General features: G+C 39.8%; 12 protein-coding genes. All 12 read right to left on the reverse strand.

The window, feature by feature from the left end:
* Positions 1–1,179: a sugar-transfer associated ATP-grasp domain-containing protein gene (locus tag ACT29H_RS11125; RefSeq protein WP_444821705.1), complete on the reverse strand. Its 1,179-nt coding sequence runs from the start codon at positions 1,177–1,179 to the stop codon at positions 1–3.
* A gap of 19 nt (positions 1,180–1,198) precedes the next feature.
* A complete protein-coding gene (locus ACT29H_RS11130) occupies positions 1,199–2,362 on the reverse strand; it encodes a sugar-transfer associated ATP-grasp domain-containing protein (protein ID WP_444821706.1) in 1,164 nt (387 codons plus the stop codon).
* Between the two features lie 49 nt (positions 2,363–2,411).
* Complete coding sequence (locus ACT29H_RS11135) at positions 2,412–3,242, reverse strand: glycosyltransferase family 2 protein (RefSeq protein ID WP_444821707.1); 831 nt, start codon at positions 3,240–3,242, stop codon at positions 2,412–2,414.
* Positions 3,235–4,497, reverse strand: a complete 1,263-nt coding sequence (locus ACT29H_RS11140) for a glycosyltransferase (protein WP_444821708.1) — start codon at positions 4,495–4,497, stop codon at positions 3,235–3,237. The genes ACT29H_RS11135 and ACT29H_RS11140 overlap by 8 nt, the downstream gene beginning before the upstream one ends.
* A gap of 98 nt (positions 4,498–4,595) precedes the next feature.
* Positions 4,596–5,978, reverse strand: coding sequence for an MATE family efflux transporter (locus ACT29H_RS11145; RefSeq protein ID WP_444821709.1), 1,383 nt, complete (start codon positions 5,976–5,978; stop codon positions 4,596–4,598).
* Entirely contained in the window at positions 5,953–7,209 is a 1,257-nt protein-coding gene (locus tag ACT29H_RS11150; RefSeq protein ID WP_444821710.1) for an O-antigen ligase family protein, read from the reverse strand. Before ACT29H_RS11150 ends, ACT29H_RS11145 begins: the two co-directional genes overlap by 26 nt.
* Positions 7,193–9,544, reverse strand: coding sequence for a polysaccharide biosynthesis tyrosine autokinase (locus ACT29H_RS11155; RefSeq protein WP_444821711.1), 2,352 nt, complete (start codon positions 9,542–9,544; stop codon positions 7,193–7,195). The genes ACT29H_RS11150 and ACT29H_RS11155 overlap by 17 nt, the downstream gene beginning before the upstream one ends.
* Positions 9,545–9,547: 3 nt before the next feature.
* Positions 9,548–10,312 carry a polysaccharide biosynthesis/export family protein gene (locus ACT29H_RS11160; protein WP_444821712.1) on the reverse strand — a complete coding sequence of 255 codons (765 nt, stop codon included), beginning with the start codon at positions 10,310–10,312 and terminating at the stop codon, positions 9,548–9,550.
* Positions 10,313–11,026: 714 nt separating this feature from the next.
* Complete coding sequence (gene def / locus ACT29H_RS11165; protein WP_444821713.1) at positions 11,027–11,584, reverse strand: peptide deformylase; 558 nt, start codon at positions 11,582–11,584, stop codon at positions 11,027–11,029.
* Positions 11,585–11,686: 102 nt separating this feature from the next.
* A complete protein-coding gene (gene ruvX / locus ACT29H_RS11170; protein ID WP_444821714.1) occupies positions 11,687–12,103 on the reverse strand; it encodes a Holliday junction resolvase RuvX in 417 nt (138 codons plus the stop codon).
* 128 nt (positions 12,104–12,231) lie between these two features.
* Positions 12,232–14,937, reverse strand: coding sequence for a pyruvate, phosphate dikinase (gene ppdK, locus ACT29H_RS11175; protein ID WP_444821715.1), 2,706 nt, complete (start codon positions 14,935–14,937; stop codon positions 12,232–12,234).
* Positions 14,938–15,481: 544 nt separating this feature from the next.
* A complete protein-coding gene (locus tag ACT29H_RS11180) occupies positions 15,482–16,492 on the reverse strand; it encodes a dihydroorotate dehydrogenase-like protein (protein ID WP_444821716.1) in 1,011 nt (336 codons plus the stop codon).
* Positions 16,493–16,740: the final 248 nt, after the last annotated feature.

The following is a 16,740-nucleotide window of genomic DNA, read 5'->3' on the forward strand; positions in this document are numbered from 1 at the left end:
TTAACGAATTATATGCCTGAATGATTTTCTTTTCATCCGACAATATTGGATAATTTCATCGGTAAACGGACCAAATAAAGGTCCGTTGCATTGCTGCAAAATATCAACTCCCACATCGAAATTATTCAGTTCGATTAATCGTACCTGAGCCTCAAAATCAACACAAAAATCAAAACCTATCAATCGGGTATAAAACTGTTTTTCGGCTATTTTTTTTGCAATTTCTACAATTTGGTCATAGTGATACAAAATGGTGCCCTGTTTTGCCTCCCCAACACCGATGCTGTCATAGACATTTCCGTCAATATCGCAAACCACCCCATTAAGTTTTCCGTCTGAAGTAACTCCGCACGCTTTTCCCCCCATACTGATATTATCCAGCCAGGCTCCTTCCTTCCCCACTCTCAAAATACTATGAAGAACATGAACCGATTCATCTTTTACCGACCGATAGGTGTAAACTCTCACCGTATTCAACGATGATTTATTAAATCCGGCATAAAATGGATGCTGTACAACAAATTGTTGAAACAAAAAGTTATCTCCCATTCTTTCATCCAGCCATTTCCGATTAACAGGTTCTTCATCACAAAACAAACCTTGCCCGTTGCTTTTAAGAATAGAAATATTTTTTCCCCCTTGCGATGCAATCGCATATTTAAATACAACTCGTTGATGTTCGGCAGCCAGTTGTTTCAACCAATCATCCACATCTACCACCTCACAGTATGCTGAATCATAATACCTTCCGTGGATTTTACGCAAAAAAACATCCGGCAATACTTCCCGATCTATCAATAAGTGATACAAATTCTTATCGGCAAAACTGCGAGAGTATTCAACATTATTGAGCATAGGCTCTATATGGGTAAAGAATAAACTATCAGGAACATAATCAGAACTCTTGACCTGCGAAAAGGCAGGATACACATTCATAAAGAGAGCAGGAACCCTGGATGACAAAGCCTTCCATTTTTCCTTATACATTTTGAGGTCCTGTTTATCTATAACATTTGGACCCGTTTTCATCACTGTATACAATCTCAAGCCCTCCAGATAAGAATTAAAAAAAGTATAATACCCGGAAAAGGCCCTCAAAAACTTTTTCGCACCTCCATACCCCAGCCCCAAAATTCTCTTATATTTTTTTGCTAACAAATATTTAATATCAGATGCCATTATATTCAGTTCTATTTAATTAAATTCTCAAAAAATCAATTTTCTTTTTCGACTTACAATATTCTATCACTTCATCGGTAAATTCCCCTAAAAATGGATATCCAAATATTTGAACTCCATTTCCCGCTTCTGATAAATTAAGCTCAACCAATCTAGGACGTCCCGAAATATCTATATTAATATCGAAGGCTGCCAACCGGTGATAAGGCAGTTGCAACGTGATTTTTTTTACCAAATCATGCATTTCCTCAAAACCAGGAGCCTTATCTAAGTCCTCTATCTGTGTTTCAGGCTCATTAGGGAGCGTGTTAGATGCAACCAACTCCATTGTTTTTCCGGGAAGAACGGTCCCATCCGGTTTTATGTAAAAAGCCACACCTCCGGCCTTAAGGTTATCAACCACACTACCCGCTTGTCCGGCTTTTAAAATAGAATGAAGAATATGTACCGTCTCGTCGACGGGTGAACGATAGGAATAAATCCGGATGGTATTAAAAGACGAAGGATTAAACCTCTCATAGTAAGGATGCTGCTCCAAAAATTCCTGAATAACGAAACTATTTTGATAAAATTTTACCAGATACTTTAAATCCAGTTCAATCTTCTGATTCAAACATTTCCATTGACCCGATTTGTCACGTTCAAACACAATAATATTTCTCCCGCCCCATGAATCCACCGCTGGTTTTATTAAAATCTTACTATAAGATTTTAATTTGTTATCTAAAAATTTCTCCGGATCATTGATAATATTGCCCCCAAAATCGAGATAAAGACCATTGATGTATCGAAGAATAGATAACGGTTCATTGTCAATGCCGAACAGTTTGGCGTAATTTCCTTTTTCAGAATAACCCCACGACATCTGCTTATCGTTCAGTATGGGATCTATGGTAGTAAAATAAACACTACTGGGCATAAAATCGATACTCCTATTCTTGCCATAAAAGCAATAAATCTCCAGTTCTTTTTTAGAAATCAAAAAGGAATCACTCCAGGGCAACCATTTTTTGCGATACTGCCGAAACAGGTCATTATTTATTCGAAATTCTTTAGGAATGTAGTGTTTCTTTTCCGAATATTGATCCATATACTGTAGATCATACCTCAGATAATACAGTTTGGCGGCAGCAGTTCTCATCGCCTTATAGGTAAAATCTACCATTTTAGTTTTGGTGCTCATGTCCGGCATTTTTTAAAATTCAACTAATAACAAGTCTGGAGACAATTCATCACTTATAAATCTCATTTTTAACCTCTTCCTTAATCAGCCGTCGAGTTCGTCTGTTCTTTTCATAGGCTTGGCGAACTAGGTTAAAATAACGAACCATTTTTCTCAGCAGAGATATTCGGGATAAGAGACTACTATAATTTTTCCTCAAATAGTAGATCTCTTCCATGGCTTTATCTGACTTTTCCTTGCCTAAGCCATACACCGATTTAGACTCTTCATGATTACGATAAGCCCCCATAAATACGGGGATGTGGAAAAAACGTGTTTCATCAAGAAAGCGGTACCAAAGATCCGAATCCATTACAAAATGCAATGACTCATTCAATCCTCCTACCTTATGCCAAATACGAGATGTAAAAAAGGTCGTTTCCTGCGGTATTCGTAGGGCAAACCTGGCCATTCTTCTTGACACCGCCACCGGCTCAAAAACATCCACTATTCTTCCTTTATTATCTATAACGACCCTGTCGCCATAGACCAATTCGTAGTTTGGATATTTTTGCATAAAATGAACCGCAATACTAACCGTTTCTGCATACAAAATATCGTCAGAATTAAGCCAGTTGTATATTTCCCCGGTGGCATGAGCAAACCCTTTATTTATAGCATCACTCTGCCCGTTATCGGGTTCACTGACCCACCAAGCCAAACGATCTTCATACTTCTTGATAATATCCACACTGCCATCGGTTGAGCCTCCATCCACCACAATATACTCTATATTGGGATAGGTTTGATTCAGTACTGAAAGTATGGTCTCCTCCAGAAATTCTGCCTGGTTATATGAAGGGGTTACTATTGTAACCTTAGGTAGATTTATTTTATTCATAATTTCGCTGGGTAATAGATCCAAATATTTGTTTTAATTTATTTCCGACAATTTCGGGTGAAAACTGTTCTTCCATTTTCGTTCTTGCCGCTACTTGCATGGACTTGTAGGTATCAACCGGCATAGTCACCATTCGCTCCAATGCATCAGCCAATAATCTGGTATCAGTATCTTCCACCAGCAGTCCGTTCTTTTCATGATCAATCATATCAGAAATTCCACCAATATCGAACGCAACTACAGGTGTTCCACAGGCCAGGGATTCCAATACCGTATTGGGAAGATTATCCTCTAATGAAGGCAAAACAAAAGCCGTACTGGCAGCATAATATTTTGCCAGCTCTTCTTTCTCCCGAATAAAACCAAGATTTATAACCCTAAATGGAATCTTTTCAAGCACGGGTGATTCTTTAGCTCCAAAAACCAGAAAAACCAAATCTTCAGCTGGTATCCTTCCCTCAAGTTTGGAGAGCGCTTCTATCAGCAAATGAGCTCCTTTACGGGTGTCATGCAGAGAATTCACCGCACCAAACAACAATGCCTTTTGATGAGGCTTTATTCCCAACGATTTGCGAAGTACCTCTGATGGCATCGGCTTGAATGTTTCCAGTTCAATGCCATAAGGAACCACCTCAAGAGGCCTTTTTCCAAACATCCCGCTTTTTCTAACCATATCGGCCATCCAGTTACTGGGACAAACAATTGTGATATCCAAGTCCTTCCAATTTTCATATTTTTTTCGCCATAAATAGCGACTCCAATCATGTTGATGCGGATATTTCAATTTAGGACAGTGCCCACACCCCGACTGAAATCCCTCACAATCGCCCGGATAGTGACATCCGCCTGTAAGCGCCCAAACATCATGAAAAGCCCAAACAATAGGGACTTTGAACTTACCAATTTCTTTTACCGACAAAAATTCGTCATTAATCCAGTTTAAACACAATATATCGGGTTTCAACTTTTTAATTCTCCGAAATTGAAAACGAGGGAGCAAAGAAACCGACCAATAACCTTCGCCCGGTATTTTTCTTTTAGAAATTTTTTTTCGCTCCAGTTTAAATAAATATTTCACTAGTTTACGTACCGGCCACGAAGGTTTCATACTGACGATGCCTTCACCCGGCTTTTCCACATTCAAAGACGCAAATGTGGTGTTCCCACCAACCTTACGAAAGGCATTAAAATATCGATGTGCTGCAACTGCCGCCCCACCTTTGGTTTGATTGGTATTTAAAAAAACAACATGCATTGTGATATGGTTAGATATTAAACTTACTGATTTTAAACGACAGTACTACACTATCCTTTTATTCTCCTGAAATTCATTGTATTTACAACAAACTCAACTCATTGATTCCAGATTCCCCGGGCGGTCCCGTTTATGATCTTTTTATATTGAATGGGGTGTAAAACAGCACCAAAAGCAAGACAAAGAATTGTTCCAAGAATGACGCCTCCAGATCCCATTCCCATATGCTTTGCAAAAAAGACAGAAACAGGAATATTAATTAAGGCTATTATGATGGACATGTAAAGCTGCAATCTGATCTTTCCAACTCCATTAATGAGATAAACAAAAATATTATTCCACGTTTTTATGGTAAAAAATAACATCATCAGCACTGATAGATGAAATGGCACCTTCACTAATTCACCGATCCAAATTCGGTACACCCATCCCGATAAGGCAAGCATGATTAAACTTCCCAACACTGAAATCCCCCACAACACCAGCAACTGATTAATAGACTTTCGAATCCAACGAAACTCTTTTTTCACAAATGCCTGGGTAAATGCCGACCAAAACGGTTCTAATACAATCATAAACAACATCTCGGTTATCCCGAAAAATTTTCGGGCCACATTGTATGGCACAACATCAGAAGGTCCGGTTATTTGAGAAATAATAATATTATCTGTCGAAAACATCACAATTACTGAAATCTGGACAATAAAAAACTGAATGCCCACAGAGGCAAGGCTTCGGAATTTATGCCAATCCACGTACCTGATGGATGGCCGTATTTTTTTGTATCGACCCGAAAACAAAATAATGGAAGCAATCGCCTGAACCATCAATACCGAACCACTAGACAAGACGCCAACCACCACCAGACTTCCAAACATAATCCGGTATTTTAACGCTATCCAAATGCCAATAAAAAACAACACACTGGAAATGGACTGCAACATCTGACTTAGTGCAGGGCGCTGATCTGCAACCAATATTATCCCTATCAACTTCAGCACAAAACGTATGGCAAAGAAGGAAAACACGATTAACAGCGTAGAAACAAGCATCCCTTCGTAGCTGTCTGAAATAGCAACAATCTTAGGCCAGTTAAGCGTTAATGCACCTATAATCAACAATATCAGCATTAGAAAACTTATCATGCTAATAATGGCATAAGTGGAACTAACATAAGACCGGGCCAATTTTGTATCTTTTTGGGCGAAAGCCTCAGCCAGTTTATTCCTAAGACCGGTTCCCAATCCGATATTAAAAAAGCCAAACCAATTGATGATTCCCCCAACAGTCAACCAAACGCCATGCAGTTCTGTGCCCAAAAACCTTAATGTTAACGGAAAACGAAGATAACTGATACCCACATCCACCCCACGTAAAGCTAGCAGGCCGAGAATATTTTTCTTCAGACCTTCTCCTCTTTTGGTTTCCGATTTTAAAAACCGCTTTTTAACAATATTAAACAGATTCTTCTTTTGAGCCATAATAAGATGCAAACAAATAACACAATATGAGTCCAAACGTAAAGATCCAATAATAGACCATCGTTACGTTTGCCCACCAAAACACCATAAATCCGAAAAAACTTCCATAAAAACCGGACTTCTTAGCTACTGCCCACAACCTTGCTGTTATTAATCCCCAAAAAAGAACGGCAATAGAGGTCCCAACGATTCCATATGAAAACAGGAGTGACAAATATCCCACGTGGATTTGTGAGGATCGATTGGCAATAGCAACAAGGACATCTTCAGTCAGGTGCTGTCCGGTCCCGAAAAAAGGGTTGTCGGGAAAAAACAGGCCGAAAATTTCAAATGCCAGCAACCGAGTATTACCTCCTGCTTCATCAAGCAATCGTTCATCAATATATTGGGAAACATCATATCCCACCAACTGAAGCACAAGCCCCATCATTAATGCCAATACTGCAAACCCAATGATGGCGACTATTGAATTTCTGATAATTCTTTTTTGATAAAACAAGGCAGGGGCTGCTGCAATAAAAAAACCAAGCTGTATGTATCGTGAATTATTCACCACTGCAATAAAAAATGATAAAATCAGAATTAGTACGGGAATCCTGTTCTTTTCTTTGATTTCATACCCGACAACCAAGGCTACTATTGGCAAAAAAGACAAACCCACATCGTTAACATCCGTAAAGCCAAAAATAGATAATCTTCTCACCTGAAGCACATTGGTCCCCCAATCATAATGCAACATGGATTCTTTGAATTTGGCTGGTGTGAAAAAAAAGGGATCATAAATCACCTGCAATAAGGAAACAAGGGCCCCCAACACAATTAATCCCTTCATCAACCGGACCAAAGTCTCTATCAATTTCTCTGAGAACCTTAAATTATCGACAACAAACAATACCGCGACTGTTTGAAGCGTACGATTGAGAAAAAACTCATAAAAGATTCCTTTTCTGGCTATGGTATCCTTCCATAAAACAAGATCCCATGTCATAAAATAGAGCGCCAATAAAATACCTACCGGCAGGTAATTCCGAAAAATCACATTTTGTGTACCCCGTCCCAACAACAACATCAGCGCTAGCACAACAATGGAACTACCGTATATCCGCCCAAAACCTTGTTTAGCGGTATAGTAATCCACAAAACAGATTAACGGGGAAAGTACCAATGCAATAAAATACCAATGGCCCCAAAAATTAAAAGAATATACACGTTTATTATTTTCTGTAACCATACTTATAGTTATAATATCGCCGGTTCAACCCCAGAGATACATCATTAAGAATTAAGCCTACCTTTTTGGCTTTAAACTCTTTCATATTGTGTATGGTCTTTTTCAATACAGTCAGAGGGGTATAACCGGCCCGGGTTACCATCAAAACAGCATCGGCCAAAGGAATTGTTGCCCTTGTATCTGCTACGATAAGCGGGGCTGAATCCAATACCACATAATCAAAATGCTTTTTAACTTCGGACAACATTTCCCTGAATTTTTCAGATTCAAGTATCTCACTTGGATTGGAGGGCATATTTCCCGATGGGATTATATAAAAATCCTCCTCTGAAGTAGGATAAATAATGCTCTTCAAATCGACTTCCCCATTTACATAATTAACCAGTCCTGATTTTTTTCTCAACTCAGGGGCATAAGCCGACACCAAACGGGGACGTCTTAAATCCAATTCAATAAGTAGTGTCGGCTTTTTCAACTTGGATAGAGAACGAGCCAAAAAATAGGAAGTAAACGTTTTGCCTTCACCCTGAACCGAAGAAGAAATCAATATCAGTTCTGATCGGCTGGATTGAATATTCCCGTCCTTACAAAAGGCTAAAAGATTACTTCTAAGAGTACGAATAGACTCTGCCTGTGAAGAAAACTGATTATCTCCCAATAATTTTTTCAAGGATCTGGTGTGCAATATTTCACCAAGAAAAGAAACCTCATCAAGATCTAAGAAATCCTTCTCATCTTTTACCTTACCATATATATTATCATAAACTAAAGCGATCATGGTAGAAAATAACAAGGCCAGAAAAACAGCAAACCCGGTTATTTTTTTTGATTTAGGACTAACCAATCCGGAATAAGACGGCGGATCAAACACCTCATAATCGGGAAGGTTAGAAGCTCTTGCAATCTGCGCTTCCGCTTTCTTCTGCATCAAATAGGTATAAGTCTCGTCGTTGAGGCGAAAATCGCGATGAAAAATTTGCAGATTTCTTTGTGTTTCGGGCAATTTTCGAATTTGCTCTTCAATTCCCGCCAGCCGGGTCTCCGTTTTTCTCAGATCTTGCTCTGCAATATTTAATGCATACCGCACATTCTCCCGAATGGTTTTTCTCAGGTTACTGATGCGTCCTTCAACTTGACTCAATAGTGGACTTTTGGTTTGTTGGTTTTCGATTAATCGGGTTCGCTGACCTACCAAACCAATGTACTCTTCCATAAGAATACTCAATGAATTATTGTTCAAGGCCATCACGGCCGACATAGAATATTCGGTATAATCGTCATCTCTGGAGATCTGGTCGGAAAGATATTGAAGATAATCAACCTGCGATTCAAACTCTTGTTTTTGATCTCTCACTTTGGAAAGTTCACTATATAGCCTTTCGGCACTTTGACTCACATCCAAAACATCGCGCACCGACTGATATTGCTGGAGCGTTCGCTCGGCCCTCTTTAGAGAATCAGACACCGACTCCAACAATTGGTCAATATAATCAATGGTTGAATTGGCAATATGGTTTTTACGTTCCAGGTTATTCTCAATGACTGTTTCCAGAAAAGCCTGAAGAAAATCCATTCCTTTGGAAGGATTACCGGTTCTAATACTTACATTAATGACGGTTCCGTTTAAGTTGGCAGGTTCCAATATCAGCCGACTTTTGTAGGATGCCACAAGCTGATCATCCGTTAATATCCGAAACTTATAACTATTCTCATCCTCATTTATCGTTTCTCCTTCCCAAAAAATAGTAAACTTAAAATACTCACTCTCAATAGGTTTCCCAAATTCACCATAGACCGAATACTCCAACCCTTCAACTTTACTGGTAAATAATTGATTTATAAAATCATAAACACCTCCGGAACCTTTCTGAATAAATAGCCGGTAGCGCTCCTTGGACAATACTTCCAAATTATAATAAACCCCTGTTAGTTGAGGGAAAGAGCCGTCAATCACCACTTTAAACGGAGTGGAATTATACAGTTCTTCATCCTTAAAGAATGCCGTTGACTTATAATATTCTATCCGAGTGTTAAACTTGGATATAGCTTCGCGTATAATTGGTGATGCCTGAATCGTGAGTAAGCTGTTTTCAAAATTGTTTCGCCCGGCAAATAATTCCGACCCAGGAATAAATGAACTGGGATCCTGAACCCCTCTCTCACGAACATGTACCACCAGTTTGGCACTCATTTCATGGATATAAGGTTTCGTCTTTAAATAAAAGTAGGACAATCCAATAAAAACAACCAGAAAAACTGGATATAGTTTCCAATATTTAGCTAGACGGCGAAACACATTTCGCACGTCATCAGAAACTTGATTTTTCTGAATCATAAATTAGTCCTCCTTAATATAATCGATGATTAACAATGAAGTTGTAGCCGCTGAAAGAATTAAAGAGAACGGAACTCGGTCAATACCCCAGATTCTTCTGTTCAATGGTTCCACATACACCACATCTCCCGATTTTAGGTAATAGAAATCAGAGATAAAAAGATTCTTATCCGTTAAATTGATGGTGTTTTTTCTAATGCGGCCATTGCTTTCGCGGATAACCACCACCTTTTTACGATCACCATACTCTTGAATATCACCTGCCAAACCAAGGGCCTGAAAAATGTTTATATTTTCACCGGAGTAAAAGTATCGGCCCGGATTTTCAACCATCCCTATCACTGTAACATTCTTATTTACGAAAGATACTTTCACCGATGGTGAATAAAAATAACTCTTAAGTTCCTCCTGTATTTCCATGGCCACCTGATCCACCGTCTTTCCGGCAACAGAGGTTTTACCCAATAGAGGTAAATCTATGTTTCCCTCTTCATCCACCTGATAGGATATGAGGGAATAATCGGTACTGTTACCTCCGCCCATTCGGACTTCCCCGGCAGAAAGCATGTCCGGATTATCTTCATTGAAACTGCTGACATTGATATATAACTCATCAAACGTCTGAATAAGCGCTCGTTTCTGCTCATTCAGGAATTCTACTCCCAAATCTTTTTTATTTCCTTTATCCTGAACATAAACCATTTTTCGGCGGGTCATACATCCCGATGAAATCGCAATAATTAGGCTGAATATTAATATTTTTCGCATACTATTTAATCTTTGTTTTTAACAAAAATAGAGAAGGTTTAGCCACAATGTCAATTTGTTTTTTATCAGTAGTAGATACGGAGAATCCCTAAAACCGGGATAAAAAGTTCCTGTATGCCTCTTATTAGGCTCTATCAAGCAATCAGTTATATTAACACAATACCACTAGGTAACCAATTAAAGAAAAAGATTATTCATTTGACAAAGTAGTAACTTGACGGGGTGAAAGATTTTTATTTTAGGATAAACAAACTTTCCAACCCCCTCTCATCACCATAAAAGACCTTCCAAACGGGCTATCTTTGGCGATCCAATTTCATTAGTATAAAATTTATCTATTTCATTGGTATAATGGAACTCGCATGGCTTACCAAAATTTATACATGTTCTTTTGTGGTCCAAATCGCCATGCTCGTTTCATTGGAGCATAAGAATATTGAAGAATGTATCAATCTGTACCGGCAATGCCATCTTTTCCTGTTCCAAAACTTTGGAACCAAAGATACCAGACAAGCAATACAGACTTTTATCAATAAAAAGGAGTAAAATTTGTAAAGAAGGAAAAGGAATGCAATTAAACTGGACAGTAAATATTTTGGAGCATTCCTCGAACCTTCTGTTTCATGGAATCCATCACTATATTTCAGGACGACGATTTACTCAACTGAAAGTAGAGGGTCAGGGTTGGGCAAAAAAGCATTTTCTCTGAAATTTCTATTTGGCCACCTTAATTCTATAATTCACATTAAGTTTTCCTTTACTGATGGCATTAAGTTTTCTTTTGAGCAATCGTTTTTTTAATGGTGCCAGATGGTCCACAAACAGAATACCCTGAATATGATCATATTCATGCTGGACAACACGTGCAGCCCACCCATTAAATATTTCTTCATGTTCGTTAAAATCGATATCCACATATCGGATTTTTATTCTGGAGGGCCTTGATACTTCTTCACTTATTCCAGGGAGGCTCAAACATCCTTCATGATCAATGACCGGTTCACCGTCCCGTTCAATGATCCGCGCGTTAATAAACACCTTTTTAAATTCAGCCAATTCAGGAAGATCTTCCGCCATGGGGGTGGCATCAATTACAAAAATTCTTTTTGACAAGCCAATTTGCGGTCCGGCAAGGCCAATCCCTTCTGCTTTATACATGGTCTCATACATATCTTCGACCAGCTGTTTAAGCTCACCTTTTTCTTCAGGCAAAAAATCTGCAGCCTCTTTTCTCAAAACAGGATGTCCGTAGACAACTATAGGATATATCATTTTTTTAATATTAGATTATCGGATTATTAGACTTTTAAAATTAGTCACTCTGTTGATGAGGTTGTATATTGATTTTAAAAGCATACACTCTTCAAACAAACGCTACGGGGTATTTTCTTCCAGATAGGTTTGCAGGATGATAGTAGCACTTATTTTATCTACCAGAAATTTGTCTTGCCTTTTCTTTTTGGAAATGCCGGCGTCGATCATGGTCTGGAAGGCCATTTGGCTGGTGTATCGTTCATCAACCATGTAAACAGGGATGTGCGGATATTTGTTTTTCAAAGACCTCACAAACGGCCTGATATATTTCATAGACTCTGAATCCTCGCCTGAATCCTGGATGGCATAACCAACCACAAAAGCTTCGACCTCTTCTGTGGCAAGATAATTCTTTATGAATTCATAAATCTTTGCCGTAGGGATCGTATCCAGCCCGTTGGCAATGATCTTTAAAGGGTCGGTTACCGCAACTCCCGTTTTCTTTTTCCCATAATCGAATGCAAGAATTCTTCCCACAACAATAAAATTAAACCGCAAAATTAATAAAAAAAGCGGGACCTCTAGAGCCCCGCTTTTGAATTAAAATATCTTCACTTGCCTGACCAATCATATTTTTTTATGATTAAGGCATTTACCCGAGACTCCTAACGCACCGACGCCTGGGCCGCTGCCAATCTGGCAATAGGTACCCGATAGGGTGAGCAGCTCACATAATCCAGTCCGGTTCGGTGGCAGAACTCTACCGAAGAAGGTTCACCCCCATGTTCGCCGCATATTCCCACTTTCAGTTCCGGTTTTACACCTCTGCCGCGTTTGGTTCCAAGCTCAACAAGTTGACCGACACCTTTCTGATCCAGCACCTGGAAAGGATCTTCTTTTAAGATTCCCTGATCCAGATAAACAGGCAAAAATTTACCTGCATCGTCACGTGAATAACCAAAGGTCATCTGTGTAAGGTCATTGGTTCCAAAAGAGAAAAAGTCGGCTTCCCTGGCAATATCATCAGCGACAAGAGCAGCTCTAGGTATTTCGATCATAGTTCCTACAAGATAGTCAATCTTGTCACCCCTCTCTTCAAAAACTTTATTGGCCGTTTTATGAATTACTTCGGCCTGAAGTTTAAATTCTTTCATAGTACCCACCAGAGGAACCATTATTTCGGGACGTGCATCAATTCCTTTTTTCTTAAGATTAAGTGCAGCTTCAATAATAGCCCGGGTTTGCATCTCCGTAATTTCCGGATAGGTGATACCCAGTCGACAACCACGATGGCCCAACATAGGGTTAAACTCCTCAAGATCCGCAACGGTATTCCTGATTTGTTCGATGGGAACTCCCATTTCTTCTGCCAGCGCTTTTTGGGTAGCCTGCTGGTGAGGCACAAACTCGTGCAATGGCGGGTCAAGGAGTCGAACTGTCACGCCATACCCTTCCATCGCCTCAAAAATACCTTCAAAATCTTCACGCTGATAAGGCAACAATTTGGTCAAAGCCTTTTTGCGCCCCTCGGTGGTGGAGGCCAGAATCATCTCACGCACCGCTTTAATCCGTTCTCCCTCAAAAAACATATGTTCGGTTCGACATAATCCGATGCCTTTAGCACCAAAATCACGAGCAATCCGCGCATCTTTAGGAGTATCGGCATTGGTACGAACACTCATACGGGCAAATTTATCGGCCAGCTCCATCACCAAACCAAAATCGCCACTCATATCGGGCTTACGGGTTTCTACTTTGCCTTCATACACTTCACCGGTAGAGCCATTCAATGAAATCCAATCGCCTTCCTGAAATACCCGACCACCAATCGTCATCGTTCGGGCATGATAATCCAGCTTTATTCCGCCGGCACCGGAAACGCAACATTTACCCATTCCCCGGGCTACCACTGCAGCATGCGAAGTCATACCTCCTCGGGCGGTAAGGATTCCTCGAGCCACATGCATCCCTTCAAGGTCCTCAGGAGAGGTTTCGGTCCGAACCAGAATCGTTTGTTCAAATTTATCTGCTTCATCGGCAAAGAACACAACTTGACCGGTAGCAGCTCCCGGAGATGCAGGAAGACCTGTTGTTAACACTTTGGCTGAACGGACCGCCAACGAATCAAATACAGGGTGCAACAATTCGTCCAGCTTAGAGGCTTCAAGACGAAGTAAGGCGGTCTTTTCGTCAATGAGCTTATCACGATACATATCCATGGCAATTTTCACCATGGCAGCCCCGGTACGTTTTCCATTTCTAGTCTGTAGCAACCACAGTTTACCTTCCTGAATGGTAAACTCAAGATCCTGCATATCTTTATAGTGTTTCTCAAGTTTTTCCTGAACATCAAAGAGCTCTTTGTAAAGGGCCGGCATTGTTTCTTCCAGAGAAGGATATTTCTTTGTTCTCTCCTCTTCAGATATGCTTTGAAGTTTTGCCCATCGACGGCTCCCTTCCAGCGTAATTTGCTGAGGAGTACGTATTCCGGCCACCACATCTTCACCCTGCGCATTGATCAGATATTCACCATTGAAAATATTTTCTCCGGTGGCAGCATCACGGGTAAACGCAACCCCTGTTGCCGAGGTATTACCCATATTACCAAATACCATTGCCTGAACATTTACAGCCGTCCCCCACTCATCAGGGATCCCATTTAATCGGCGATAATAAACAGCTCTGGCATTACTCCAACTGTTAAATACTGCCGATACTGCACCCCACAATTGCTCGTAGGAAGAAGTAGGAAAGTCTTTACCGGTTTGTTTTTTAACCGCCTCTTTAAATTGTGCAACCAGACCTTTAAGATCTTCCACACTGAAGTCGGTATCCAGTTCTATACCTTTATCTTCTTTCAGCTTATCAATAATTTCTTCAAACGGGTCTGCATCTTCTTTGGATTGAGGCTTCAATCCAAGGACTACATCTCCATACATCTGAATAAATCGACGATAAGAATCCCATGCAAAGCGTTCGTTTCCGGTTTTTTTGGCCAACCCATCCACCACTTCATCGTTCAACCCCAGGTTCAGAATAGTATCCATCATGCCAGGCATGGAAGCACGAGCTCCCGAACGAACCGATACCAGAAGCGGATTGTTCTTATCTCCAAATTTTGTTCCGGTAAGCCCTTCGATATGGGCAATAGCTTTTTCTACTTCATCTTTGAGCAGATCAACCACTTTCTCGTGTCCAAGTTCGTTATATTCGGTACAAACTTCCGTTGTAATGGTAAATCCGGGAGGAACCGGTACTCCTATTAAATTCATTTCGGCAAGATTGGCTCCCTTTCCTCCCAGGAGCTCTTTCATATCTGCCCGGCCTTCAGCTTTCCCGTTTCCAAATGTATAAACACGCTTTTTTCCCATAACTAGTTAATTTGCAATTTTAAGTATGTAATAATATAACTATAATAGATCACAAAATTTTCATCAACCATTCAGACAAATCACAATTTACACCCTATTTCACAGACTAATTTCTCTTAAAAACAATTCATTTCTTACGGAACCATGGTCCCATATTGGAAATATTAACCAAACCATTGGTTTGATTAACATCTAACATACAGCCATCACAGATCTATCGCTGTATGATTTCCCCAACATATCCTTCCCGCAACAAATCTAACAACCGTAATTTTCGTTTTGATTTTCAGTTTTAGAAAGTTAATAACCCCCTCTCTATTCTTGAAACGTCCGGAAGCTCATTAATCTGACCAATTACATAAGACATAAATGTCATACTACTTAAACCGGATTTATTGCCACCAGGACAAAATTAACAGTTTTTTTTATTCTAACTCAATATTTAAAACATTAAGAAAATTATTAGTGCCTATTTATCCCTAATCATTTCTAAAAAAACCGGACTGTATTTTGTACAATCCGGCATTTACTTTCTTCCCGGGATTTAACCCAGTGGGTATTTCTTCGTATATTCCTTTGATTTCATCAAAAAGTCAACATATTGCCCTCTCTTATAGGCATAGGGCTCATTGATGCGACTATGAGACATTTTTCCTTTAAAGTCATCAATGGTGTTGTAACCTTTTTCTTTCATCCATTCGGCCAGTTCATCCAACATCTTAGTAATTTGATCGGCTCCATTACGATAAATAGTACTAACCACCTGAGCCACGTCGGCACCAGCCAACAAAACGCCTATCAGATCATCCCCATCTAAAATTCCGGTATTGGCCGCAATATTTGCCTGCAAGTGACCGTGTAACAAACCGGCGTAACGTACAGACAATCGATTATCTCCCTTGTGACTAAGATTATAAGGCATTTCAAACGATTCCTTCCAGATATTAATGTCGGGTTGAAAAAGCCTGTTAAACAAAACAAAGGCATCTGCCCCATCTTCGCTCAATCGATTTATAAACTCCAATGCATTGGTATAATAAGGACTAAGCTTTACAGACACCGGAATGCTCACAACCCTTTTAATATTTTTCAATATGCTTATGCGGGTAGACTCGATCTCCTGTGGGGTTTTATTGGCATCGGTAATGGTATTATAGAAATTAATCTCCAGTCCGTCAACGCCGGTTTGCGCCAAAACCTGTGCATACTCCACCCACGTGGAATCAAAAATACAATTCAAACTGGCGATCACAGGTATCGACACCGACTCTTTCAGTTCTTTCAACGCCATCAAATGAGCTCGGGGACCGGAATGTTTAACATTGGGAAAAAGATTGACCATCTCGGCATTACGATTATCATATTCATGCAGATCATCTTCCAATTCAGCTGTCTCCAGGTTGATTTGTTCTTCAAACAATGTTTTGTAAACTATGGCCGAAGCACCTGCTGCTTCAAGTTTTTTCACGGTCTCCATATCGGTAACCAGATTGCTGGCTCCTACCATTATGGGATTCTTTAGCCGAATCCCCATGTAATGTGTTGACAAATCCATATTTGGGTCTATTTTATGATTATTAAAACTTATTCTCTGCCTTGGACCTCACTTTAATCCAAATGTACAGAATCACCACAGTTAAGCATCTCAAAGAATTCAAGTTAATCTTTGTTGCCTAAACCCTCAACACAATTTTTGCCTATCAAAATCAGGACAAGTGTTAATGAATTAACATATATGAAGCCTTTTTGTTGAATTAAAACAAATTTTTCATCAAAAACCTCATCCTTATAATCCCCGTCTTA

The organism is Thermophagus sp. OGC60D27 (assembly GCF_052400625.1).
GTDB lineage: Bacteria > Bacteroidota > Bacteroidia > Bacteroidales > Marinilabiliaceae > Thermophagus.

Excerpts from the sequence above, each read along its gene's own strand:
- ACT29H_RS11125 (WP_444821705.1), bottom strand. The coding sequence starts at position 1,179 with ATGGCATCTGATATTAAATATTTGTTAGCAAAAAAATATAAGAGAATT.
- ACT29H_RS11130 (WP_444821706.1), bottom strand. The coding sequence starts at position 2,362 with ATGAGCACCAAAACTAAAATGGTAGATTTTACCTATAAGGCGATGAGA.
- ACT29H_RS11135 (WP_444821707.1), bottom strand. The coding sequence starts at position 3,242 with ATGAATAAAATAAATCTACCTAAGGTTACAATAGTAACCCCTTCATAT.
- ACT29H_RS11140 (WP_444821708.1), bottom strand. The coding sequence starts at position 4,497 with ATGCATGTTGTTTTTTTAAATACCAATCAAACCAAAGGTGGGGCGGCA.
- ACT29H_RS11145 (WP_444821709.1), bottom strand. The coding sequence starts at position 5,978 with ATGGCTCAAAAGAAGAATCTGTTTAATATTGTTAAAAAGCGGTTTTTA.
- ACT29H_RS11150 (WP_444821710.1), bottom strand. The coding sequence starts at position 7,209 with ATGGTTACAGAAAATAATAAACGTGTATATTCTTTTAATTTTTGGGGC.
- ACT29H_RS11155 (WP_444821711.1), bottom strand. The coding sequence starts at position 9,544 with ATGATTCAGAAAAATCAAGTTTCTGATGACGTGCGAAATGTGTTTCGC.
- ACT29H_RS11160 (WP_444821712.1), bottom strand. The coding sequence starts at position 10,312 with ATGCGAAAAATATTAATATTCAGCCTAATTATTGCGATTTCATCGGGA.
- def (WP_444821713.1), bottom strand. The coding sequence starts at position 11,584 with ATGATATATCCTATAGTTGTCTACGGACATCCTGTTTTGAGAAAAGAG.
- ppdK (WP_444821715.1), bottom strand. The coding sequence starts at position 14,937 with ATGGGAAAAAAGCGTGTTTATACATTTGGAAACGGGAAAGCTGAAGGC.
- ACT29H_RS11180 (WP_444821716.1), bottom strand. The coding sequence starts at position 16,492 with ATGGATTTGTCAACACATTACATGGGGATTCGGCTAAAGAATCCCATA.